At 71.5% G+C, this 21,481-nt stretch carries 22 protein-coding genes and 1 riboswitch; of the genes, 11 read left to right on the top strand and 11 right to left on the bottom strand.

Annotated features, from left to right (window positions below):
- Position 1 precedes the first annotated feature (1 nt).
- Positions 2 to 754 carry a hypothetical protein gene (locus tag PKF00_RS31110; RefSeq protein WP_271221249.1) on the top strand — a complete coding sequence of 251 codons (753 nt, stop codon included), beginning with the start codon at positions 2 to 4 and terminating at the stop codon, positions 752 to 754.
- Here the strand turns inward: PKF00_RS31110 and PKF00_RS31105 are convergent.
- The 6 genes from PKF00_RS31105 to PKF00_RS31085 all read right to left on the bottom strand — a co-directional run bounded on the left by PKF00_RS31105 (position 740) and on the right by PKF00_RS31085 (position 4,648).
- Positions 740 to 1,501: a sirohydrochlorin chelatase gene (locus PKF00_RS31105; RefSeq protein ID WP_271221248.1), complete on the bottom strand. Its 762-nt coding sequence runs from the start codon at positions 1,499 to 1,501 to the stop codon at positions 740 to 742. The two genes, PKF00_RS31110 and PKF00_RS31105, sit on opposite strands and share 15 nt — an antisense overlap.
- Positions 1,498 to 2,226 (bottom strand): phosphoadenylyl-sulfate reductase, encoded by a 729-nt coding sequence (locus PKF00_RS31100; protein ID WP_271221247.1) that lies wholly within the window; start codon positions 2,224 to 2,226, stop codon positions 1,498 to 1,500. The genes PKF00_RS31105 and PKF00_RS31100 overlap by 4 nt, the downstream gene beginning before the upstream one ends.
- Positions 2,227 to 2,328: 102 nt before the next feature.
- Positions 2,329 to 2,475 (bottom strand): Insertion element protein, encoded by a 147-nt coding sequence (locus PKF00_RS31095; protein ID WP_271221246.1) that lies wholly within the window; start codon positions 2,473 to 2,475, stop codon positions 2,329 to 2,331.
- Positions 2,476 to 2,530: 55 nt separating this feature from the next.
- The gene (locus tag PKF00_RS31090) at positions 2,531 to 4,213 is read right to left on the bottom strand and encodes a nitrite/sulfite reductase (RefSeq protein WP_271221245.1); all 1,683 of its coding nucleotides are present in this window, start codon (positions 4,211 to 4,213) and stop codon (positions 2,531 to 2,533) included.
- Between the two features lie 148 nt (positions 4,214 to 4,361).
- Positions 4,362 to 4,445, bottom strand: coding sequence for a putative leader peptide (locus tag PKF00_RS44730; protein WP_369011191.1), 84 nt, complete (start codon positions 4,443 to 4,445; stop codon positions 4,362 to 4,364).
- 68 nt (positions 4,446 to 4,513) lie between these two features.
- Positions 4,514 to 4,648 carry a hypothetical protein gene (locus tag PKF00_RS31085; RefSeq protein WP_271221244.1) on the bottom strand — a complete coding sequence of 45 codons (135 nt, stop codon included), beginning with the start codon at positions 4,646 to 4,648 and terminating at the stop codon, positions 4,514 to 4,516.
- Positions 4,649 to 4,744: 96 nt separating this feature from the next.
- Between PKF00_RS31085 and PKF00_RS31080 the strand changes: the two genes are divergently transcribed.
- The 7 genes from PKF00_RS31080 to PKF00_RS31050 all read left to right on the top strand — a co-directional run bounded on the left by PKF00_RS31080 (position 4,745) and on the right by PKF00_RS31050 (position 10,949).
- A complete protein-coding gene (locus PKF00_RS31080) occupies positions 4,745 to 5,569 on the top strand; it encodes a TIGR03084 family metal-binding protein (RefSeq protein WP_309298454.1) in 825 nt (274 codons plus the stop codon).
- Between the two features lie 12 nt (positions 5,570 to 5,581).
- Positions 5,582 to 5,980 (top strand): YccF domain-containing protein, encoded by a 399-nt coding sequence (locus PKF00_RS31075; protein ID WP_271221242.1) that lies wholly within the window; start codon positions 5,582 to 5,584, stop codon positions 5,978 to 5,980.
- A gap of 78 nt (positions 5,981 to 6,058) precedes the next feature.
- Positions 6,059 to 7,024 carry a YihY/virulence factor BrkB family protein gene (locus PKF00_RS31070; protein WP_271221241.1) on the top strand — a complete coding sequence of 322 codons (966 nt, stop codon included), beginning with the start codon at positions 6,059 to 6,061 and terminating at the stop codon, positions 7,022 to 7,024.
- A gap of 18 nt (positions 7,025 to 7,042) precedes the next feature.
- Positions 7,043 to 7,125, top strand: a riboswitch (ZMP/ZTP riboswitch).
- A gap of 33 nt (positions 7,126 to 7,158) precedes the next feature.
- Positions 7,159 to 8,415 (top strand): serine hydroxymethyltransferase, encoded by a 1,257-nt coding sequence (gene glyA, locus PKF00_RS31065; protein ID WP_271221240.1) that lies wholly within the window; start codon positions 7,159 to 7,161, stop codon positions 8,413 to 8,415.
- Positions 8,416 to 8,875: 460 nt separating this feature from the next.
- The gene (gene rsgA, locus PKF00_RS31060; protein ID WP_271221239.1) at positions 8,876 to 9,994 is read left to right on the top strand and encodes a ribosome small subunit-dependent GTPase A; all 1,119 of its coding nucleotides are present in this window, start codon (positions 8,876 to 8,878) and stop codon (positions 9,992 to 9,994) included.
- Positions 9,995 to 10,275: 281 nt separating this feature from the next.
- On the top strand, positions 10,276 to 10,650 hold the full coding sequence (locus tag PKF00_RS31055; RefSeq protein WP_271221238.1) for a hypothetical protein: 375 nt from the start codon (positions 10,276 to 10,278) through the stop codon (positions 10,648 to 10,650).
- A gap of 53 nt (positions 10,651 to 10,703) precedes the next feature.
- Positions 10,704 to 10,949, top strand: a complete 246-nt coding sequence (locus tag PKF00_RS31050) for a hypothetical protein (RefSeq protein ID WP_271221237.1) — start codon at positions 10,704 to 10,706, stop codon at positions 10,947 to 10,949.
- Positions 10,950 to 11,072: 123 nt separating this feature from the next.
- Here PKF00_RS31050 and PKF00_RS31045 read toward each other — a convergent pair whose 3' ends face one another.
- The 4 genes from PKF00_RS31045 to PKF00_RS31030 all read right to left on the bottom strand — a co-directional run bounded on the left by PKF00_RS31045 (position 11,073) and on the right by PKF00_RS31030 (position 15,126).
- Positions 11,073 to 11,387, bottom strand: coding sequence for a WhiB family transcriptional regulator (locus tag PKF00_RS31045; protein ID WP_012893126.1), 315 nt, complete (start codon positions 11,385 to 11,387; stop codon positions 11,073 to 11,075).
- Positions 11,388 to 11,490: 103 nt separating this feature from the next.
- Positions 11,491 to 12,405, bottom strand: a complete 915-nt coding sequence (locus PKF00_RS31040) for a ferredoxin family protein (protein WP_271221236.1) — start codon at positions 12,403 to 12,405, stop codon at positions 11,491 to 11,493.
- Between the two features lie 424 nt (positions 12,406 to 12,829).
- Complete coding sequence (locus PKF00_RS31035) at positions 12,830 to 14,443, bottom strand: glycerol-3-phosphate dehydrogenase/oxidase (RefSeq protein WP_271221235.1); 1,614 nt, start codon at positions 14,441 to 14,443, stop codon at positions 12,830 to 12,832.
- Positions 14,440 to 15,126 (bottom strand): TetR/AcrR family transcriptional regulator, encoded by a 687-nt coding sequence (locus PKF00_RS31030; protein WP_271221234.1) that lies wholly within the window; start codon positions 15,124 to 15,126, stop codon positions 14,440 to 14,442. Before PKF00_RS31030 ends, PKF00_RS31035 begins: the two co-directional genes overlap by 4 nt.
- A 46-nt stretch (positions 15,127 to 15,172) precedes the next feature.
- Between PKF00_RS31030 and PKF00_RS31025 the strand changes: the two genes are divergently transcribed.
- From PKF00_RS31025 to PKF00_RS31015, 3 genes are all read left to right on the top strand, one after another.
- The gene (locus PKF00_RS31025) at positions 15,173 to 16,750 is read left to right on the top strand and encodes an FAD-binding oxidoreductase (RefSeq protein ID WP_271221312.1); all 1,578 of its coding nucleotides are present in this window, start codon (positions 15,173 to 15,175) and stop codon (positions 16,748 to 16,750) included.
- 125 nt (positions 16,751 to 16,875) lie between these two features.
- Entirely contained in the window at positions 16,876 to 18,384 is a 1,509-nt protein-coding gene (locus tag PKF00_RS31020; protein WP_271221233.1) for a metallophosphoesterase family protein, read from the top strand.
- 35 nt (positions 18,385 to 18,419) lie between these two features.
- Entirely contained in the window at positions 18,420 to 20,045 is a 1,626-nt protein-coding gene (locus PKF00_RS31015) for a bifunctional 3'-5' exonuclease/DNA polymerase (protein ID WP_271221232.1), read from the top strand.
- A gap of 102 nt (positions 20,046 to 20,147) precedes the next feature.
- Here the strand turns inward: PKF00_RS31015 and PKF00_RS31010 are convergent, their stop codons facing one another.
- The gene (locus PKF00_RS31010; RefSeq protein WP_271221231.1) at positions 20,148 to 21,419 is read right to left on the bottom strand and encodes an MFS transporter; all 1,272 of its coding nucleotides are present in this window, start codon (positions 21,417 to 21,419) and stop codon (positions 20,148 to 20,150) included.
- Between the last annotated feature and the right edge of the window lie 62 nt (positions 21,420 to 21,481).

Genomic DNA, 21,481 nt, shown 5'->3' with positions numbered 1-21,481 from the left:
CATGACGATCACCGAATCCGACCTGCGCGACCTCTTCCACGAGGACGCCGAGACCCCGCCCGCGGGCGGGGTGACCGTCGCCGGGGTGGACCGCAGGATCGGCGCGATCAGACGCCGTCGCCTGCGCCTGCTGGGCGGGACGGCCCTGGCCGGGCTCGCCGCCGCGGCGGCGCTGACCCTGCCCGGCGCCGGAACCGTTTCGGCCCCCGACGACGTCTGGAACGGAGTCATGGCCCAGCCCTCGCCCAGGTACGGCGCCCGCGAGATGTCCAAGGTCGTCGTGGACGAGGCCTTCTCCGCGATGGGCAGGCGCGTGGCCTTCGGCATCCCGAAGAGCAGGGGCGCGGGAGATCTGCTGGGAATGGTCTACTGCCCGCGCGGCGCGGAGATGCTCTACTGGCTGGACGGCGTCTACCGCAACGCCCTGCTGTGCAACGAGAGGCTGCCCGCGGCAGGCGGGCCCGTCTTCGGGATCGCCGTGACGGTGACGTCGGGCACGAGACGGCTGGAGGTGGCCGCGCTTCCTCCCGGCACCATCAGGAAGCTGGGAAGACCGGCCGTCACCGACGGGGACAGGCGGCGGCTGCTGGAGCTCGCGGGTGACGGCCGGGCCGACATGCGTGTCAGGGTCGACGACGTGTGGATCGAGTCGTGCGACAGCGGCCCCCGCTGCCGCTTCGCGGACGAGCCCGTCCCCCCGAGGCCCCAGGGCGTCACCGCCTCCCCCGACGCCGCGGCGTCAGGCGGTGGCTGACCGTTCCGTCCCGAGCAGGGCCTGCTCGTAACGTTCGATTAACACGGCCGCCAGCTCGGGGGCGGCGCCGAGAACGCCCGCGACGACCTCGGCGCCCGCGGCCAGGGTGTCACGACGGATCTTGTCGGCGAAGTGACCCGGGGCCAGCAGGTAGGGGGCGACGACCACGCGTGGGGCCCCGGCCGCAAGGAGCCGCCTGACCTCCCGCTCGGGGGTCGGCTCGGCGGCGGAGGCGTACGCGGCGGTCACCGACCACCAGCCGCTCCGTCTGGCCCACTCTCCCGCGACCCCGGCGACCGTCGCGTTGGCCCGCCGGTCGCTCGACCCCGCAGAGACCAGCACCACCGCGGTGTCCGGATCGCCGGGCTCGACCCCCGCCTCGGTCAGCCGCCGCTCGAGGGCGGTGACCAGCAGCGGGTGCGGGCCCAGCGTCGCGCCCCTGTGCACCCGCAGCAGCGGCGTGCGGGCCGCCGCCTCCGCGAGCGCGCCGGGGATGTCCACCCGGCTGTGGTAGGCCTCGGTCAGCAGCAGCGGCAGCACCGCCGCCTCGGTCAGCCCCGACAGCGCCATGGCGAGCGTCGGAGGGGCGTGGTCGAGATAGGCGGTGCGCACCGGGATCTCAGGACGCGCCCGCCGTACGACGTCGAGCAGGTCCTCCACCGTCGCGGCGGCGCGCGGGTCGCGGGACCCGTGCGCCACCGCGATCAGCGGCGGCGCGGACGTCGTGCCACGCGGGCGCCACGTCATAGATGCAACCCGCATTCCGTCTTGCCCATGCCCGCCCAGCGGCCGCTGCGCGGGTCCTCGCCGGGGGCGACCTGCCGGGTGCAGGGGGCGCAGCCGATCGAGGGGTAGTTGTCGTAGTGCAGCGGGTTGATCAGCACGCCGTTGTCGGCCATGTAGTTGTCGACGTCCTCCTGCGTCCAGCGGGCGATCGGGTTGATCTTGACCATCTGGCGCTTGGCGTCCCACTCGACGACCTTGACCCCGGCGCGGGTCACGGCCTCGTCCCTGCGGATGCCGGAGACCCAGGCGAGGTACGGCTCGAGCGCGCGGTTGAGCGGCTCGACCTTGCGCAGGTAGCAGCACAGGTCGGGGTTGCGCCCGAAAAGACGCGGACCGAGGTCGCGCTCCTGCTCGGCCACCGTCCTGGACGGCTTGACGTCGATCACGTTCACGTCGTAGACCTGCCGCACCGCGTCACGGGTGCCGATCGTCTCGGCGAAGTGGTAGCCGGTGTCGATGAAAAGCACGTCGACACCGGGCTTGACCCGGCTCACCAGGTCGATCAGCAGGGCGTCGCTCATCGAGGCGGTCAGGCAGAGCCGGTCGCCGAAGGTGGCCGCCGCCCAGCGGATGATCTCGAGCGCGGAGGCGTCCTCTAGGAAGCGCCCCGCCGACTCGACGATGTCCTGCATGTCCAGGGCGCCACGCTGCTGCTTTAATCCGACTTCGATGTCCACCAGTGTCATCGCTCGCTCACCACTCCTCATTCGCCGCGCGGGTCGTTCGTGCTTCGTGGGCCGTCCGTGCCTCGCGGGCCACTTCGCTCACTCCGTCAGGTGCGTTTCGCGTCATGACGACCGCACCCCGATGCCGAGAAACTTCAGCTTGAAGGCGCGGGCGCACGAGCGGCAGTACCAGCCGCCGTCGCCCTCGTAGGGTTCGAGGTCCTCTTCGCCGCAGTAGGGGCAGTGGAAGGGAACCGCTCGCTCGCTCATCGGCCTCTCCCGCCGTCGCCGGAGGGACGGCGGGCCTGTCCGGTGGTCGCCCCGATCACTTGAGGTCCGCATCCTCGGCGCGCTGGACCCACTCGGAGAAGGTCTCGCTCCCGTCGCGCTGCTTCTCGAAGTTGCGCACGACGCGCTCCACGTAGTCGGGAAGCTCCTCCGCGGTGGCCTTCAGGCCGCGGACCTTGCGGCCGAAGCCCGCGTTGACGCCCAGCGAGCCGCCCAGGTGGATCTGGAAGCCCTCGACCTGCTCACCCGCGTCGTTGACGACGAGCTGGCCCTTGAGACCGATGTCGGCGACCTGGATGCGCGCACAGGAGTTCGGGCAGCCGTTGACGTTGATGGTCAGCGGCTCCCTGAAGTCCGGCAGACGGCGCTCCAGCTCGTCGATCAGGTCGGACGCCGTCGCCTTCGTCTCGACGATCGCCAGCTTGCAGAACTCGATGCCGGTGCACGCCATGGTCTGGCGGCGGAAGGTGGAGGGGTTGACCCGCAGGTCGTTCGCCTCCAGCTCGGCCACGACGCCGTCCACCTTGTCGGGGGCCACGTCGAGGATGACCATCTTCTGCTCGACCGTGGTGTGCACCCGGCCGGAGCCGTGCCGCTCGGCGATGTCGGCGATCAGGTGCAGCTTGTCGCCGTCGAGACGGCCGACCCTGGGGGCGAAGCCGACGTAGAAGTTGCCGTCCTTCTGCTGGAAGACGCCCACGTGGTCCCTGCGGCCGCCGCGCGGCTGCTCGGGCGCGGGGCCGTCGGGCAGGGCCTGCCCGAGGTACTCGGTCTCCAGGATCTCCCTGAACTTCTCGACCCCCCAGTCGTTGACCAGGAACTTGATCCGGGCCCTGTGCCGCAGGCGGCGGTAGCCGTAGTCGCGGAAGATGCCGATGACACCGCCCCAGACCTCGCTGACCCGCTCGGGGGAGACGAAGACGCCCAGGCGCTTGGCCAGCATCGGGTTGGTGGAAAGGCCGCCGCCGACCCACAGGTCGTAGCCCTTCTCGCCCTGCTCGTTGACCACGCCGACGAAGGCGATGTCGTTGATCTCGTGCACCGTGCAGTGCGCCGGGCAGCCGCTGACCGCGGTCTTGAACTTGCGGGGCAGGTTGGAGAACGCCGGGTCGCCGATGTAGGTGTCGTAGATCTCCTGGATCTGCTCGGTGCCGTCGAGCACCTCTTCGGTGTCGATCCCGGCCAGCGGACAGCCCATGATGACGCGCGGGGTGTCGCCGCAGGCCTCCGTGGTGGACAGGCCGACCGCCTCGAGCCGCTTCCAGATGTCGGGGACGGACTCGATCTCGATCCAGTGGAGCTGGATGTTCTGCCGGTCGGTGACGTCGGCGGTGCCGCGGCCGTAGAGGTTGGAGATGTCGGCGATGGCGCGCAGCTGCTCCAGGTTGAGCCTGCCGCCGTCGATCCTGACCCGGAGCATGAAGTAGCGGTCGTCGAGCTCCTCCGGCTCCAGGATCGCGGTCTTGCCGCCGTCGATCCCGGGCTTGCGCTGGGTGTAGAGCCCGTACCAGCGCATCCGGCCCCGCAGGTCGGCGGGGTCGATGGAGTCGAAGCCGTTCTTCGAGTAGATGTCGATGATGCGCTGACGGACGTTGAGCCCGTCGTCGTTCTTCTTGTTCTCCTCGTTCTTGTTCAGCGGTTCGCGGTAACCGAGAGCCCACTGACCTTCGCCTCGCGGGCGCTTGTGGTGGCGGTTAGCCGGCCTGGCCGGGGTCGTCATGTGCGCGTCCTTTGTGAATCGGTGGAGTGATTTCCGGACACGCACAGGCACTACCTGCCGCCTCGTCGTTGAGTGCGGGGGTGGGTTACTCACGGAGGAGGACGCCTGTCACGCGCCCGAGCTGGGTGAAATCAGCGGAGGGCGACGGTCAACGGACGTCACGACAGATGGCACTGCGGACACGAAGAAGGTCGACGTGGCGTCGCACGACGAGCAATGGGTCCGCTGGCATGTCCACGACGATACCTTGGCGACCCGAGATGTCCAATGTGAGGTCCACAATCTGGACTTTCTCCGGGGTCAACCTTGGCGCGGCCAGTCAAGCGCGGACTCCCTGTGCTCGCCCGCCTTCTCGGCGGGCTGGTGCTGGCAGTCGCACCACGAGCCGCCTCGGCACTCGTCGTGCCGGCGTTCCTTGCACCTGTCGCAGATCATCCTCCCATTGTGCCGTTCCTTGTAGAACATCGCTCGGTTACCCTTGCCTGAGCCGTGACGATGCCTGGGCCGTAGCAAGGAGGCGCCGTGGGCCTGATGGGCGAGCTGCTGGCGGATCTGCGCGCGGAGACCGAGGAACTGGACGGCGTGATCCGCGGGCTCGCCTCCGCGGACTGGGAGCTGCCGACCCCCGCGGAAGGCTGGGCGGTGCGCGACCAGATCAGCCACCTCGCCTGGTTCGACGACGCCGCGACCGCCGCCGTGACCGACCCCGACGCCTTCCGCGCCACCCGCTCCGAGTTTCTCGGCAGGGGCGAGTCCGCCGTCGACGAGCTCGCGGCCGCCTCGCGCGGCCTCTCCCCCCGCCTGCTCCACGACTGGTTCCGCACGGCCAGGGCCCGCAGCCTCGAGGCCTTCGCCGGACTCGGCCCCTCGGCCAGGCTTCCCTGGTACGGCCCCGACATGTCGGCCGCCTCCTTCGTCACCGCGCGGCTGATGGAGACCTGGGCCCACGGGCAGGACGTGGCGGACGCGCTCGGCGTCGTGCGCATCCCCACCGCCAGGCTCAGGCACGTGGCGACCCTCGGGGTGCGCGCCATGCCGTACGGCTTCGCCATCCGGGGAATGGAGCCGCCCGCCGATCCGGTACGGGTCGAGCTGACCCTGCCGGACGGGTCGCCGTGGACGGCGGGCCCCGTCGACGCCGCGAACCTGGTCAGGGGGACCGCGCTCGACTTCTGCCTTCTCGTGGTCCAGCGCCGCCACCTCGACGACACCTTCCTCGAGGTGCGAGGCGAGGTCGCGCGGGCGTGGGCGGGGGTCGCGCAGGCGTTCGCCGGGCCGCCCGGCAGGGGGAGAAAGCCGCTCGGGTCAGGGGTTTCTCAGGGGTCCACCCGATGGAGCGGGTTTCGCACCTCCTGACATGCTCGAAGCATGCGCACGTTGTTGAACGTCATCTGGCTGGTGTTCGCGGGAGTCTGGCTGGCCCTCGGCTACGTCGTCGCGGGCGTCGTCTGCTGCGTTCTGATCATCACGATCCCGTTCGGGATCGCGTCGTTCCGGATCGCCGCGTACGCGCTGTGGCCCTTCGGGCGGACCGTGGTGCGCGACCCGGACGCGGGCTGTCTGTCCACGGTCGGGAACGTCATCTGGTGCGTCGTCGCGGGGATCTGGCTGGCCATCGGCCACGTGCTCACCTCCATCCCGCTGTTCCTGTCGATCGTCGGCATCCCGCTGGGCATCGCGAACATCAAGCTGATTTCCGTCTCCCTGCTGCCGCTGGGCGCCCGGATCGTCGACGTGGACGACCCTGAGGCCTTCTACCGCAGGTAGCGGCGGTTACGGACCCGAGATTCGATCGTTGCGGCGCGGGCTCGTGATCAAGGGGCGCTGGGCATACCGTTGGGTGGCATGACGTCCACCGACGCCCGGGCACGCAGGCGCGGGCCAAGAAGGCGCACCTCGGGCGTGGCCAGGACGAGGCTGCGCGCGGGGCTGTCCTGGGTGCGGGGGACGGACACCTGGGCCCTGGCGAGCGCGACCACCAACGCCGGCATCACCTACCGCGTCACCGGGCTCGCCGGGGAGGCCGCCTTCTTCGCCCTGCTGTCGCTGCCGCCGTTCGTGCTCGGCCTGATCGGGGTGCTCGGCCAGCTCACCCAGGTGTTCGGCCCCGAGACGGTCAGGAACGTCAGCGACTGGATCGAGAAGCAGGCCCACCTGCTGTTCACCGACAACGCCGTCGACACCGTGGTCACCCCGCTCATCGACGACGTGCTGAATCCGGCGAACCAGGTGTCCCTGATCTCCCTTGGCTTCCTGCTGGCCCTGTGGTCGGGGTCGCGGGCGTTGTTCGTCTACGTCGACCTGATCTCGCTGGCCTACGGGCTCGGCGAGGAACGCGGCATCATCCGCACCCGCCTGATGTCCTTCGGGCTCTACCTCGCGGGCCTGCTGATCGGCCTGCTGGTCATGCCGGTGCTCGTCCTGGGGCCCGTGGCGCTGCGCGGCGCCCTGCCCCCCGACTACGCGAGCCTGGTCGACAGCCTCTACTGGCCGGTGGTCGTCATCGGCTCGGTGTTCTTCCTCACCCTGCTCTACCACGTGAGCGTTCCGGTGCGGACCCGCTGGTGGCGGGAGCTGCCCGGCGCCCTGCTCGCGCTCATCATCTGGATCGCCTGCGCCGCCGTGCTGCGCGCGGTGCTCGCCGCCTGGTTCTCCCCGGTCTCCATCTACGGCTCGCTCGCCGCCCCGATCGCGGTGCTCCTGTGGCTCTACATCACGGCACTGGCCGTGCTCATCGGCGCGACGCTCAACGCCGAGGTGGACAGGCTCTGGCCGGTGGACGGCGCGGGGCGCGCAGGGCGTGCGGGCTGAGCACGGCCTGTCCGCTATCGTCTAAAGCGCGACTGGCGCATTGGGTGGGAGAGACCACCGGGGAGCGGAAACAGCGGAGGCCGTACGCCTGGGTCTCCGCACGTTGTCAACGATGACAGGGGAGTGAAGGCGCCATGGGTTCTCTATCCGACGTCGATCCGCAGATCGCCGAGCTCATCAAAGCGGAGGAACGCCGCCAGGCCGACACCGTGAAGCTGATCGCCTCGGAGAACTACGTGTCCAAGGCGGTCCTCGAGGCCACCGGCACCGTTCTCACCAACAAGTACTCCGAGGGATACCCCGGCAAGCGCTACTACGAGGGCCAGCAGGTCATCGACCAGGTCGAGACCCTCGCCGTCGAGCGGGCCAAGTCGCTGTTCGGCGTGAACCACGCCAACGTCCAGCCCTACTCGGGCTCGCCCGCCAACCTCGCCATCTACCTGGCCTTCCTGCAGCCGGGCGACACCGTCATGGGCATGGGCCTGCCGTTCGGCGGCCACCTCACCCACGGCTGGTCGGTCTCGGCCACCGGCAAGTGGTTCAACCCGGTCCGCTACGGCGTGCGCCAGGACACGGGCCGCGTCGACATGGACGAGGTCCGCGAGATCGCCCTCCGTGAGCGGCCCAAGCTGATCTTCTGCGGTGGCACCGCGATCCCGCGCACCATCGACTTCCCCGCCTTCGCCGAGATCGCCCGTGAGGTCGGGGCCGTGCTCGCCGCCGACATCGCCCACATCGCGGGCCTGGTCGCCGGTGGCGCGCACCCGTCGCCGGTCGGCCACGCCGACGTCATCTCCACCACCACCCACAAGACCCTGCGCGGTCCCCGTGGCGCGATGCTCATGGCCAGCTCGGACGAGCACGCCACCGCCCTCAACAAGGCCGTCTTCCCCGGCCTGCAGGGCGGCCCGCACAACCACACCACCGCCGCCATCGCGGTGGCGCTGAAGGAGGCGGCGACCGACGAGTTCAAGGACTACGCGCGCCAGGTCGTCCTGAACGCCCAGGCGCTCGCCGAGGAGCTCAAGAGCCGCGGCTTCGACCTGGTCTCCGGTGGCACGGACAACCACCTGATCCTGTTCGACCTGACCCCCAAGGGCATCGGCGGCAAGCCCGCCGCGCAGGCCCTGGACAAGGCCGGTCTGGAGACCAACTACAACACCGTGCCCTTCGACACGCGCAAGCCCTTCGACCCGTCGGGCATCCGCATCGGCACCGCGGGCGTGACCAGCCGCGGCATGGGCGTGGCCGAGATGCGGCAGATCGGCGCCTGGATCGACCAGGTGGTCAGCGCGCTGGCCAAGGACGAGGACGAGGCCAAGCACGTCATCACCCGGGTCCACGGCGAGGTGCGGGAGCTGACGAGCCACTTCCCCGCCCCGGGGCTGTGACAGGACCGAGCGCCTGTCCGTGAGGCCGTAGGCCCGGACGTCGGCGGCTGAGGAGCCCCGGAACCGTGCGGTTCCGGGGCTCTCGCGTGTCCGCGGGTCGCGACGGTCGTGTCCGGCCTGCCCGGTCGCCGGCGCGAGGGTGTCCCGGAGTGACGCGCGGCGGGCCGGGCGTCCGGGATGTCTCGGGGCACGCGAGGGCGGAAGCGGCTGAGCGGGACGCGGGAAACTGAGGGGACACGGGAAAACGGCTTGCGTGCGGTGGGTGGGACTGCGTTACAGTGCTGCCGACAGACGCCGTCGCGCCTGTCGAGGGCGCCGTCGCCGTGAGCGACGGCCACGAGGTTTGGAGGTGAGGACATGCGGGTCGTTGTCTTCGCCATGCCTTCAGCCAACCTCCGGGTGCCCGCCTGACCGACTTCTGACCGGGGCACCCGACCTCTTCGAACAAGGGTGTACCCAGGTGTCTTCCTCGAACTTCTCCACTTCCTTCGAGCTTTCCTCGCTCGGCTGGAACGACTCCCTCGCCGCGGAACTCCCCGCCGGTCTGCTTCCGGCCAGGGTGGCGCGTGTCGACCGCGGCGCCGCCGAGGTGCTGTGCGCCGACGGTCATCTCCAGGTCCACTACAGCGCCCACGTACGGCGGGCCGCCGCGGCCGACCCGGTCGCCCTGCCCTGCGTGGGCGACTGGGCGGCTCTCAGGCGGCTGCCCGAGGGCCGCTTCGAACTCGAGGCGCTCCTGCCCCGCCGTACCGCGTTCGTGCGCGGCGGCGTCGGCAGGGTCTCCAGGGGCGGCCTGTCCGGCGACTCCCAGGGGCAGGTGCTGGCGGCCAACGTCGACGTCGTCTTCGTCGCGGAACCCGCCCTGCACTCCACCGACACCGCCGACCTCGGCCGGATCGAGCGGCTGCTCGCGCTCGCCTGGGAGAGCGGAGCCCTGCCGGTCGTGCTCGTCACCAAGTCCGACCTCGTCGGGGACGGCCTGGACTTCCTGATGAGGGAGGTCGCCTCCGCGGCTCCGGGGGTCGACGTGCACGCGGTCTGCTCCGTCAGCGGGGAGGGGGTCGACATCGTGCGCGGCCACCTGGAGGGGACGCGCACAGCCGTGGTGCTCGGAGCTTCGGGCGCGGGCAAGTCCACCCTGGTCAACGCCCTGGCGGGCGAGCAGGTGATGGAGACCCAGCAGGTCAGGGCCAGCGACGGCAGGGGCCGTCACACCACGGTGCACCGGGAGCTCATCCCGCTGCGCGACGGCGGCCTCGTCATCGACACGCCCGGCATCCGCCGCATCGGCCTCTACGACATGGGCGAGGGCGTGGACATGGTCTTCTCCGACATCGAGGAGCTCGCCGAGCGCTGCCGGTTCGCCGACTGCGGGCACGACAGCGAGCCCGGGTGCGCGGTGATCGCCGCCATCGAGGACGGCTCGCTTCCCGAGCGGCGGCTGGAGAGCTGGAACAAACTCCAGCGCGAGGCGGCCTGGATGGCGTCCAGGAGCGACGCGCGGCTCCGCAAGGAGCTGCAGAACAAGTGGAAGATCATCCACAAGGAGATGCGCAAGCCGGGGCGCAACCGCCCCTGACCGCCGTCCCCGGGGCGGGCGCGGGCCCGTCCCGGGGCGCTTGGCGGCGATGCCCTGGAGCGCCGCGAGCACGCTGAAAACGCCCGCGGGAACACGCGGGAACGTGGGGAACGCGGGGGTGCGCGAGGAACACAGGGAACGCGGGAACGCGGTGAAGGCCGGACCCGGTCCGCTGGGACGCCGTCCGTTTCAGCTCGGCGGCGACTGTCGCGTTCTCGGCCACCCGAGAACAATTACCATGGGTGGAGTTTTGCTCACTCTGGGTAGGCAAACCTTTATGTGTGATCGCCGGTTCGCGCGGACGCGCGCTCTCCCGGTGCCGCTGGGCGGTGCCGTGGATCGTGCTTGTCGTCTGCGCGGGACTCTGCCTGGGGTGGCATTCCGGCGACCTGGGCCTGATGGTCGAACGCCAGTGCGTCGAGACGCTCCCCGGCGATCCGTACCCCGTCGACGAGAAGCCTGCCGAGCCGCTCTCCCATGACGCCGGGGGCAGGCGCGACGCGCGCGTGCGGACCGGCGTTCCCGCGTCGTCCTGCGGCGCCCTCGCCGGACCCCGGGTGGGAAGGGCGGGTGGGAGGCGGGCCGAGGAACTCTCTCTCCTCGCTCCGCCCGCCGGGGCCCGCAGGCTGATCCTGCTCGGTGTGTCCCGCATATAGGCCGTGCCGCTCGTCCTCCCGACCAGCACGGAACCCATGCGAGAAGAGAGCACATGCGAGAGATCAATGCCGTCGCCGAGGCCTGGGACTTCCAGTGCCTTCGCTGCCTGCACGTCTGGGGAGAGCTCTATGAGGCCTGCCACGCCGACGACGGGCGTGCGGTGGTGTGGCGCAGGAAGGGCATCGTCACCACGCCGCCCTGGGTGGACCAGAGCTGTCCTAACTGCTCGACGCCCCAGGTGAAGCCGCTGCCGTCGCGCGGACGCCGGGACACTCCGAGGATCCCGCCGCAGAACTGACCGGCCCCTGCCGGATGCCGCCCGCCCCGAGTGCGGGACGCCCGTTCTTACACAACAACGTGTGATCTCGCAGGGGAATCAGCGAGATCACACGTCAGGGGGAAGCCGGGTGGAGGTACTTGCTCAGGCGACGGCGCTGATGCCGGCGCTGGCGGCGCGGCGCATGCGACGGCGACGCTCGGAGGCGCGCTCGTCCTCGTTCAGACCGCCCCAGGTGCCGTACTTCTCCGGACGGGAAAGCGCGTAGTCCAGGCACTCCGCGCGGACGGGGCACTGGGCGCAGATGGCCTTGGCCTTCCGCTCGCGGATGTCACGCTCAGGCTGACGCTCGCCGTCAGGACCGAAGAAGAGCACGAGGTCCTCGCCCCGGCACGCGGCGTCATCCTGCCAGCCCCAGCTGGGCCGTGGCCGGGCGGTCTGCCGACGTACCTGAGACATGAGAAAACCACCTTTTAGTGAGAGGTATTTCGGGTTGATGCCGCATTGGACGCTTATGGCGTCCCTGGGTCCAACGCCTGGATTGGCCGCGATGTTCCCTCGGTCAGGTCAGGGCAGGCGTGGCGTACCGCACAGGGGTGAGCCTGTCCAGTGCGACCAGCCGGTAGGTAGTGATCGTGTCGGCACAAGCCGTACCACATGGCGTTGTTAGCGTCATGGGTTCCACCACTACCCGGAAACGAACGTCACTACCGCGCACGAAAGCCTCGGTGGTGTCGCCGTCCGACCTGGAGGACTCCACGGCCACTCCGCCGACCGAGAGCTCGCCCGTGTGGGCTCGGACGAAATGCTCAGCGGCTTGCAGTGGCTCAGGGATGCCTGCGCGTCCCCGGAAACGGTCGAGAATGATCTCGCCGGACCGGTACGCATCGGCTGCCGCGATCGCAGCAGCCTGAGACATGCTGCCGTAGTAAAGGCCGTGTGGCAAGCACACAAGGTTGGCGGCGTATCGATCGCCGCCAACATGTGATGTTTCCCATACTCTGTCCGGCATCACTTCTGCCAGTGACCGAGCGAGGGGTAGTCCAATGCGGGCGCAGCACGCGTTGCGTTTGGCATGCGTGCAGACCAGAAAAACCGGCTCACTGACAAGTATGCAGGACTCCGGGACCACTCCGGCCACCAAGGCGTCCAGGTCAAGATCGTGTGGACCTGCGACGACGCCCTCGGCGAGCCACGGTTCGGCGGCGGTCGAGTCGGCGACCATGACGTGGACGCCGCTCTCCGGGGGCTTGCGGCGTCCGGGGCGGCGGATCAGCTGGGGGCGGACGCCGAGGTCCGTGGCCCGTTTGACAAGGGTGTGCACGTCGTCGGGAAGGCGGCAGTCCTCAAGCTGGGAGGCCCACGGGCCGGTGTGCTCGATCAGCAGCCAGAACCGGGCGCCGACCGTGGCGCTGGCGAGAACCGGCAGGTCACCGGTATGGCAGCCCTCAAGATGTGTGCAGCCCTTGAGTGTCATGTCCGGAACGCTCCCCGCGGCGACGTCTGCCCCTATGCGTACTTAGGTAAGACTAACCTAAGGGTGTTGCGAATGCGGCGGAAGGGAACGGAGCGGGGCGCGGGTCGGCCGGAGGGCCCTCTATGCCTTCCGGTGATCCGGTGTCAACAGAGTCGCCGAATAAAGTCGTTCCTCCGTGCGGGCGCCCCTCTCCCTGCTTCAATGGTTCGGTGTCAACAGGCTCGCACCGGCAGGCAGAAGCCTTCCGTCCTGAGCCGGCGGTCAGGCAGTGGCGAGTGGGCGCCGCCGCTCAGGACCGGCGGCCAAGGCCGGATGCCGGCGCACTCCACCCCTTTTCCTTCTTCTTCTTCTCCTGCGCGTCCGCGTGCCGAGGCCCCTGCCGGTGTCCGTGCCGGCGGTCGCGGTCGCGGTCCGGAGGCTCCGCTCAACGAGCCAGTGCCGCGCGCGCCGCGGGCAAAGCCGCCGCCCTGTCCTCGGCCACCAGGCCGACGCGGGTGCGACGGTCGAGCAGGTCGTCCACGTCGAGCGCTCCCTCGTGCCTGACGGCCCAGACGAACTCCGCTCCGGTGACCCCGGTCGGCAGCGGTTCGGCCAGCGCCGGATCCTCCCTCGCCAGCGCGTGGACCGCTGCGGCCTCGGTCCCGTAACGCTCGGACAGCCGCCTCGGCACGCGGCCCGGCCCCATGCCCCCTCCGGGCGTCTCCCCGGCCGCGTCCTCCACGACGCCTCCCGCTGTGCCCCCTGTTGTGCTGCCAGTCGTGCTGCCCGCGGTGTTCCCCGCTGCGACCTCGGCCACCCCTCCCGGGGCTCCGACCAGGGGCAGGCGTGCCGTGAGACTCCCGCCCGCGACCAGGTGCCGCAGCCGCACCGCCAGGTCGACCGCCTCCTCGGCCATCCGCCGGTAGGTGGTCAGCTTCCCGCCGACGACCGTCACGACTCCGTCGCGGGAGACGGACAGCACGTGCTTCCTGGACAGGTCGGCGGTGCGCCCCCCCGCGGCTGACAGCGGCCGGAGCCCGGCGTAGGTCCCGGCCACGTCCCGCCTGCCGACCGTCGCCCCCAGCACCGAGTTGAGCACGTCGAGCAGGAACGCCACATCCTCCTCCGGAGCCTGCGGCACATCGGGAAGGGGGCCCTCGACCGGTTCGTCGGTGAGCCCGACGTGGACCCTGCCGTCGGTCTGGGGAAGCACCAGGACGAACCGGTTGCCCTCACCCGGGATCGGCACGTGCAGCCCCGCCGCGAGTCCCGGCAGGGTCTCGGGGCGGAACACCAGATGGGTGCCGCGTGAGGGCCGCATCCGGACGTCGGGGGCCAGCAGGCCCGCCCAGACCCCGGTCGCGTTGATCACCGCCCTGGCCCGGATCGTGAAGGTCTCCCCGGTGAGCTCGTCGCGTGCCAGCGCCCCGTCCCCGGCCAGCTCGAGCGCGCGGCAGCGGGTCAGAACCCTGGCGCCCCAGGCCGCGGCCGTCCTCGCCAGCGCGACCACCAGACGGGCGTCGTCGACCAGCCGCCCGTCCCAGGACAGCAGCGCGCCGCGCAGGCCGCGCGGGTTCAGCGGCGGGACGAGGCGCAGGGCCTGCCCCGCGGAGACCCGGCAGGGGCCGGGCAGGAGGCGGCGAGGCGTGCGCGCGGCCACCCGCAGCCCGTCGCCGAGCCGGTAGCCGGTCATCACCGTCGCCGCCCTCACCCCGGAGACCTCGGGGGTCAGCGGCAGCAGGTACGGCTGGGCCCTCACCAGATGCGGGGCGGTGTGCCGGAGCAGCGCCCCGCGCTCGACCGCGCTCTCACGCGCCACCCCCACCTGACCTCTGGCCAGGTAGCGCAGGCCGCCGTGGACCATTTTGGAGCTCCACCTGGAGGTGCCGAACGCCAGGTCGTGGGCGTCGATCGCGGCCACGGACAGGCCGCGGGAGGCCGCGTCGAGCGCCGCCCCGGCCCCGGTCGCCCCGAGGCCGACGACCAGTACGTCCACCACGAGGTCGCGGACCTCGGCGAGCTCACGTGAGCGCCTGGCGGCGTTGAGCGAGGAGTTCACGGCCTGAGGTACCTCTCCAGGAGTGCGGTCAGTTCGGCGTCCAGGTCGTCCTGGGTGAGGGGGACGAGCATGGTCGGTCCTGACAGCAGGAACGACTGCGCGGTCAACATGATCGCTCCGGCCAGCCGCACCGGGTCGCCTCGCCGTACGACGCCCAGGTCCTGGCCTCGCGCGACGGCCGACTCGACGAGTGAGAGCATCGCCTCGTGGCTCGCGCCCCTGCGCTTCAACAGGTACGGCAGCAGCAGCTCCGGGTCCACCTCGACGATCTTGCGCCAGAGGGGGTGGCCGCGCAGCGCCCGTACGGTCGCCACGGCGGCGGTGACCGGGTCCTCGGTGGCGAACCGGCCCGCGACGAGCACCCACTCACGGGTCATCAGGTCGGCGACGAGACCGCGTACGTCGGGCCAGCGCCGATAGATCGTCATCCGGGACAGCCCGGCCCTGCGGGCCACCTCGGTGAGGGTGGTCCGCCTCACCCCGACCGCGAGCACCACCTCTCTGGCCGCGTCGAGGACGGTGTCGAGGACAGCGTCGACGGCGGTGTTGGCGGCGGTGTCGGCGGCAGTGCCGACTGCGGTGCCGGGAACCGGGGCGGAACCGGGATCCGGCTTCGGGAGGGAGCCGGAGCCGGAGGGCGGGTCGCCGCCTTCCCGGGATGCGTTGTGACGAATGGACGTCATATGTCACAGTGTAGAGGTGGAAACTCCGACTGAGGCTGCCGAGCCGATGCTCTGGTCCGGATGGGGCGACCCCGCGAAGGCGTCGGAGCTGCCGGAGCCGGTCCGGCTGCTGCTGCGGGACATGCTGGGTGTGCGCGCGCCGCACACGCCCGCGGCGAGCCTCGGCGAGGTGCGGCTGCCCCCGGTGACGCTGCCGCCGCCCGTCCTGGACGAACTGCGCGCGGCCGTCGGAGCCGACCACGTCCGCTCCGACGACGAGACCCGCGTCCGGCACACCCGCGGCAAGTCCACACCCGACCTGATGCGCATGCGCGCGGGCGACGGCTCCCAGGCCCCCGACGCCGTGGTGCTGCCCGGCTCCCACGCCGACGTGCTGGAGGTGCTGCGGGTCTGCGCCGCCCACCGGGTCGCGGTGGTCCCGTTCGGCGGAGGCACCTCGGTCGTCGGGGGCCTGGTGGCCGACAGACAGGGTTTCTCCGGGGTCGTCGCACTGGACCTGGGCAGGCTCGACCGGCTCGTCTCCGTGGACGCCGAGTCGATGGTGGCCGAGATGGAGCCGGGGCTGCGCGCGCCGCGGGCCGAGGAGCTCCTCGCCGGGCACGGGCTGACCCTGGGGCACTTCCCCCAGTCGTTCGAGTACGCCACGTTGGGCGGTTTCGCGGCGGCCAGGTCGAGCGGCCAGGCCTCCGCGGGATACGGCAGGTTCGACGACATGGTCGTCGGCATGACGGTCGCGACCCCGCGCGGCACCCTCGACCTCGGCCGGGCGCCCAGGTCCGCCGCGGGCCCCGACCTGCGGCAGGTGATCCTCGGCTCGGAGGGGGCCTTCGGGGTGATCACCTCGCTCAGGCTCCGCGTGCGGCGGGCCCCCGCCGAGCGCCGTTACGAGGGGTGGCGGTTCGCCTCGTTCCCCGAGGGCACGGCCGCGCTGCGGCGTCTCGCCCAGGAAGGGCCGCTGCCCACGGTTCTCAGGCTGTCCGACGAGACCGAGACGATGGTCGGCCTGGCCAGGCCGGAGGAGATCGGAGCCCTGGCGGCCGACGCCGGCTGCCTGGTGATCGCGGGTTACGAGGGCGGGGAGGTCGCCGCCCTGCGGGAACGCGTCGCCGCCGTGCTGTCCGGGTCCGGCGGCGTCTGTCTCGGCGCGGACCCCGGCGAGTCCTGGGCGCACGGCCGTTACTCGGCCCCCTACCTGCGTGACTCCCTGCTCGCCGCGGGCGCGACCGTGGAGACGCTGGAGACGGCGGGGTTCTGGTCCGCCCTGCCCGGCCTCTACGACGCCGTACGGCTGTCGCTCCACGCCTCGCTCGGCTCCCCGCTGGTGATGTGCCACGTCTCCCACGTCTACGAAACAGGCGCGTCCCTCTACTTCACGGTCGTCACGGCCCAGAGCGACGACCCTGTCGCGCAGTGGGAGACGGCCAAGAACGCGGCCGGCGAGGCGATCGTGGCGGCGGGAGGGACGATCTCGCACCACCACGGCGTCGGCCGCGACCACCGCGGGCCCTACGCCGCCGAGGTCGGCGAGCTGGGCGTGGAGATCCTGCGCGGGATCAAGGAGCGGCTCGATCCCGGGGGGATCCTCAACCCCGGCGTGCTGGTCCCTCCGGAGGGCGTGCGGTAGGACGGCCTTCACGACGTCCGGCGCGGGCCACGGTGGTTTTCGGCCCGGCGGGCCGGGGCCTGGGCAGGGGGCGGATTCGGGGCGAAAGCGGTGCGCCCGCGTAAGATCAACGCCAAGATACGACCATGGTTGATGTCGGACAGGCCGCGAAACGTGGGCGTGAGGTCTCCTCACGGGTCTCCGAGGAGGGGGCGGGCTGGGCCTGCGTTCGGATCGGCGCCTTCAAGCAGCTGGTGCCCGGCAAGGAGACCTTCACCTGGCTCAGCCCGCGCATTCTCTGGAAGTCGAGGAACGAGATCCTCGCGGGGCTGTTCGGCGACCCGTCGGGGCAGGTCAGGGCACGCTGGGTGGCCTCTCAGCGTGACCGGGGGATCGACCCCTCCCTCCGGATCCCGACGGATGTCGGGCCCGAGTTCTCCTTCCTCGTCCTGGGCGACACGGGGGAGGGCGACGCCTCGCAGTACGCCGTGGTTCCCGGCATGCTCAAGATCGGCGCCGGTACGGCCTTCGCGGTCGTCGCCAGTGACGTGATCTACCCGACGGGGTCCGGCAACGAGTACGAGAACAAGTTCTTCCGCCCCTACCAGGACTACCATGCGCCGATCTACGCGATTCCCGGCAACCACGACTGGTACGACGGGCTCGGCGGCTTCATGCGGGTCTTCTGCGACGCCCCCGCGCTGAAGGCCGAGCGGGAGGGGTTCAGGCTGTCGCCCGCCGGGCTGCGCGGCCTGCTGTGGCGCAAGCCGGAGAAGATCGACGAGGCGCGTCTGGCGAAGGCGCGCGAGCGCAGGGCGCTGCCGGAGCAGCGGGCCGCGCAGCCCGGCCCCTACTGGGCGATGGAGACGCCGGGGCTGCTCATCGTGGGCGTGGACACCGGCATCCGCGGCGACCTGGACCGGGAGCAGACGCGGTGGCTGCGCGAGGTCTCGCGGGATCCGCGGCCCAAGGTCCTGATCACCGGCAAACCGATCTACGTCCGCAACGACTACAAGCCGTCCAGGCTTGAGGGCGGCGGCACGATTGACGACATCGTCACCGACCCCGCCAACAACTACGTCGCGGCGATAGGCGGCGACGTCCACAACTACCAGCGTTTCCCGGTCAGAACCGGCGGCCGGACGATCCAGTACATCGTGGCGGGCGGCTCGGGGGCCTTCATGCACGCCACCCACACCACTCCCAGGGTCACGGTCGGCGGCGTCCACGAGGACGACTACAGGTGTTACCCGCTCCGCGGGGACTCGCTGTCGTTCTACAGCAAGCTCTACAGCGAGCGGCTGCGCATGCGCTGGCTCTACCTCACCCCCGAGGAGGGCGTGGCGCTGATGTCGAAGCAGATCGGCAACACCCCGCCCAGGGACATCCCGCCCGTCCCCGTCACCCGGCGGATGCGGTGGGCGGCGCGGATCCTCGGCGGCTGGCCGATGCCGTTCCGGCTGCCGGTCGGCAGGGTCTTCCACCGTTATCTGTCCGAATTGTCCGACTGGGACACCCCGCCGTTCTTCAAGAGCTTCCTGCACGTCTCCGTGACGCCGACCACCCTGAAGATCCGTTGCTTCGCCGCGACCGGCTGCCTGCCGCAGGAGATCGAACCCCCGCTCGAGGACGAGGTCGAGATCCCGCTCGCCTGAGCGGAACTGTCGGTCCGGCGTGACAGGCTGGACAGATGAACGTGGCAGTGGCCTCGGGGCCGGGCACCTCGGGTGTCCTGCGTCCCGACGGGCAGGAGGCCAGGACCGTCGCCGACCTGGCGGCAGCCGTGCGGGAGATCGAGGCGGGGCGGGAGACAGGGCGGGACACGGGGGCCGGCGCCCCCCGCTGGGTCTGGGCCGACACGCGGGAGGTCTACCCCGCGCTCCTCGACGCCGGGGTGCGGCTGGCCCGCTGCCACGACCTGACGCTCACCGAGGGCCTGCTGCTGGGATACGAGGGGCGTCACGGCGAGCCCCGCTCGGCGCGGGCCGCCCACGCCAGGCTGCACGGCATGCCGGTCCCCGAGGACCACCACGAGCCGCAGGCACGGCAGGCCACGCTGTTCGAGGAGGAGCCGCCCCCGCCGGACGCGGACCTGGTCGCGGAGGTGCACGCCGACCAGCTCAGGCGGATCGAGGCCGTCGCGGATCCCCGGCGTTTCCGGCTGCTGGTCGCCGCCGAGTCCGCGGGCGCGCTGATCGCGGCGGAGATGGGTCACGAGGGCATGCCGTGGCGTCGGGACGCGCACGACGAGCTGCTGACCGGCCTGCTGGGCCCGCGCCCCGTGCACGGCATGCGCCCGGCCAAGCTCCAGGCGCTGGCGGACCAGGTCTCCGAGGCCTTCGGCGGCCCGTTCAACCCCGACTCCCCGCAGCAGATCGTCAGGGCGTTCAAGTCGGCGGGGGTGTCCGTCGCCTCGACCAGGGCCCACGAGATCAAGGACGTCGACCATCCGGGCGTCGCGCCGCTGCTCGCCTACAAGGAGCTCGCGAGGATCTACAGCTTCCACGGCTGGGCCTGGGCCGACCAGTGGGTGCGCGAGGACCGCTTCCGGCCCGAGTACGTGGTCGCCGGGGTGGTCTCCGGGCGCTGGGCCACCAGCGGCGGCGGCGCGTTGCAGATCCCCAAGGTGATGCGCAGGGTCGTGGTCGCCGACGAGGGCTGGACGCTGGTCGTGGCGGACGCGGCCCAGCTCGAGCCCCGGGTGCTGGCCGCGATGGCCGGCGACGGCGGCCTGGCGAGGGCGGCCGGGCAGGTCGACCTCTACCAGGCGCTGGCTCAGGCGTTCGGCGGCGAGCGCGACCACGCCAAGATCGCCCTGTTGTCGGCGATGTACGGCGGGACCAGCGGAGACGCGCCCAAACTGCTGGCCGTGATGCGCCAGCGCTTTCCCCGGGCCTACCAGTTCGTCGAGGACGCCGCCAGGGCCGGGGAGGAGGGCAAGACGGTGCGCTCCTGGCTCGGCCGCACCTGCCCGCAGCCCTCGGCCCGCTGGCGGGAGCTGGTCTCAGGGCCCGAGGGCGGCAGGGCGGCGCGTGACCGGGGGCGCTTCACCCGCAACTTCGTGGTGCAGGCGACCGCGGCGGAGTGGGCGCTCACGCTCATGGCCGTGCTGCGCGGGCTGCTGCCCGCCCCGGCCGCGCTGGTGTTCTTCCAGCACGACGAGGTGATGGTGCACTGCCCCGCGGAGCTCGCCGACGAGGTGGTCGCCGCGGTCGCGGAGGCCGCGGAGGAGGCGACCCGGCTGCTCTTCGGCCAGACCCCGGTGCGCTTTCCGATGCAGGCCGTCGCGGTGCGGTGTTACGCCGACGCCAAGTGAGGGCTCGGCGGCCGGCGCCCTGCGGCGCTCACCGGGCGGAGAGCCGCGGGCCCCGGCCCCTCCCGGACGGGAGAGCGCCTTCGGTTCGCCCTGACGGGGCCGTCAGGCGCCTCTCAGCACCAGCCACGCGCCGGTGATCGCCACCATGACCGCCACGACCGCGCCGAGCACGCCGTAGGAAAGGGTGCCGACGATCACTCCGGCGATCACCGTGCCCGCCGCGCCGCAGACGTTCATCAGCAGGTCCGACAGGCCCTGCACGGCGGGGCGGTGCTCCAGCCGTACGGCTTCGCTGAGCATCGCGGAACCGGCGATCAGCCCGCAGGACCAGCCGACGCCGAGCAGCGCCAGCCCGGCCGTCACCCGCGCGACGTCCTCCTCGCCGGCTCCGCCCGCCAGGACGGCGGCGGCCAGCAGCAGTCCCATGCCGAGCACGAGGACCCGGACCCGGCCGATCCTGTCGGCCAGCCAGCCGACCACGGGGGACAGGATGTACATGCCCGCGATGTGCAGGCTGATCACGATGCCGATGATGGAGTAGGTCGCGCCGCCGTGGTCCAGGTGGACCGGCGTCATGGACATGATCGACACCATCGCCGTGTGGCTGACCGCGATCGCGACGAGCGCCCGTGAGGCGGTCCGCGTCTCACGCAGGACGCGCCACGCGGTGCTCAGCGTGCCTTTGCGCCCCTTGGCGGGCACTGCGGCGGGCTCTGCGGCGGGCTCTGCGGCGGGCTCTGCGGTGGGCAGGGAGGGGGCGGCCGTGGCGGGTCCCGCGGGGGAGGACGCGGCGATCGAGCGGGCCAGCAGCAGGGGGTCGGGGCGCAGGCCGAGCGTGATGACGGCCAGAGCGACGGCGAAGGTCACCAGGGCGAGCGCGAAGGGGCCGGTGTTCGGCGCCAGGCCGAGCGCGCGGCCGAGGCGTTCGGCCGGTTCGGCGAGGTTGGGGCCCGCGACCGAGCCGATCGTCGAGGCCCACACCACCCATGACAGGTGCCGGGCCGCGTGACCGGGAGGCGACAGGTCGGTCGCGGAGTAGCGGGAGGCCAGGCTGCCCGCGCTGGCGCTGCCGAACAGCACCAGCCCGACGAGCAGCAGCGGCCACGACCGCACGGTGATGGCGGTCACCGCGATCACGCAGCCGAGCAGGGCGCATCCGTAGGCCAGGGCCAGCCCGCTCCGTCGTCCGCCCCGGCCCGAGGCCTTGGCGGTCGGCAGCGCGAGCAGCGCGGCGCCGAGCACGGTCGCGGTCCCGGCCAGCCCGCTGATCGTCACGGAGCCGGACAGTTGGGCGACCACCAGGGAGCTGAGGGAGAGCCCGACGGCGGTGCCGATCCCGCTGGTGATCTGCGCGACGGACAGCACGGTGAGCACCCGTCGCTGCAGGGTGGCTATTTTCCCTGTTTCCTTATAGGAAATAGTAGAATTTGAGGGAA

It is taken from the genome of Streptosporangium carneum, from assembly GCF_027922005.1.
Classification (GTDB): domain Bacteria; phylum Actinomycetota; class Actinomycetes; order Streptosporangiales; family Streptosporangiaceae; genus Streptosporangium; species Streptosporangium carneum.
This window is presented reverse-complemented; position numbering and strand designations above follow the sequence as displayed.

Coding starts and splice junctions, on each gene's coding strand:
- PKF00_RS31110 (WP_271221249.1), top strand. CDS start 2: ATGACGATCACCGAATCCGACCTGCGCGACCTCTTCCACGAGGACGCC.
- PKF00_RS31105 (WP_271221248.1), bottom strand. CDS start 1,501: ATGACGTGGCGCCCGCGTGGCACGACGTCCGCGCCGCCGCTGATCGCG.
- PKF00_RS31100 (WP_271221247.1), bottom strand. CDS start 2,226: ATGACACTGGTGGACATCGAAGTCGGATTAAAGCAGCAGCGTGGCGCC.
- PKF00_RS31095 (WP_271221246.1), bottom strand. CDS start 2,475: ATGAGCGAGCGAGCGGTTCCCTTCCACTGCCCCTACTGCGGCGAAGAG.
- PKF00_RS31090 (WP_271221245.1), bottom strand. CDS start 4,213: ATGACGACCCCGGCCAGGCCGGCTAACCGCCACCACAAGCGCCCGCGA.
- PKF00_RS44730 (WP_369011191.1), bottom strand. CDS start 4,445: ATGCCAGCGGACCCATTGCTCGTCGTGCGACGCCACGTCGACCTTCTT.
- PKF00_RS31085 (WP_271221244.1), bottom strand. CDS start 4,648: ATGATCTGCGACAGGTGCAAGGAACGCCGGCACGACGAGTGCCGAGGC.
- PKF00_RS31080 (WP_309298454.1), top strand. CDS start 4,745: ATGGGCGAGCTGCTGGCGGATCTGCGCGCGGAGACCGAGGAACTGGAC.
- PKF00_RS31075 (WP_271221242.1), top strand. CDS start 5,582: ATGCGCACGTTGTTGAACGTCATCTGGCTGGTGTTCGCGGGAGTCTGG.
- PKF00_RS31070 (WP_271221241.1), top strand. CDS start 6,059: ATGACGTCCACCGACGCCCGGGCACGCAGGCGCGGGCCAAGAAGGCGC.
- glyA (WP_271221240.1), top strand. CDS start 7,159: ATGGGTTCTCTATCCGACGTCGATCCGCAGATCGCCGAGCTCATCAAA.
- PKF00_RS31050 (WP_271221237.1), top strand. CDS start 10,704: ATGCGAGAGATCAATGCCGTCGCCGAGGCCTGGGACTTCCAGTGCCTT.
- PKF00_RS31045 (WP_012893126.1), bottom strand. CDS start 11,387: ATGTCTCAGGTACGTCGGCAGACCGCCCGGCCACGGCCCAGCTGGGGC.
- PKF00_RS31040 (WP_271221236.1), bottom strand. CDS start 12,405: ATGACACTCAAGGGCTGCACACATCTTGAGGGCTGCCATACCGGTGAC.
- PKF00_RS31030 (WP_271221234.1), bottom strand. CDS start 15,126: ATGACGTCCATTCGTCACAACGCATCCCGGGAAGGCGGCGACCCGCCC.
- PKF00_RS31025 (WP_271221312.1), top strand. CDS start 15,173: ATGCTCTGGTCCGGATGGGGCGACCCCGCGAAGGCGTCGGAGCTGCCG.
- PKF00_RS31020 (WP_271221233.1), top strand. CDS start 16,876: ATGGTTGATGTCGGACAGGCCGCGAAACGTGGGCGTGAGGTCTCCTCA.
- PKF00_RS31015 (WP_271221232.1), top strand. CDS start 18,420: ATGAACGTGGCAGTGGCCTCGGGGCCGGGCACCTCGGGTGTCCTGCGT.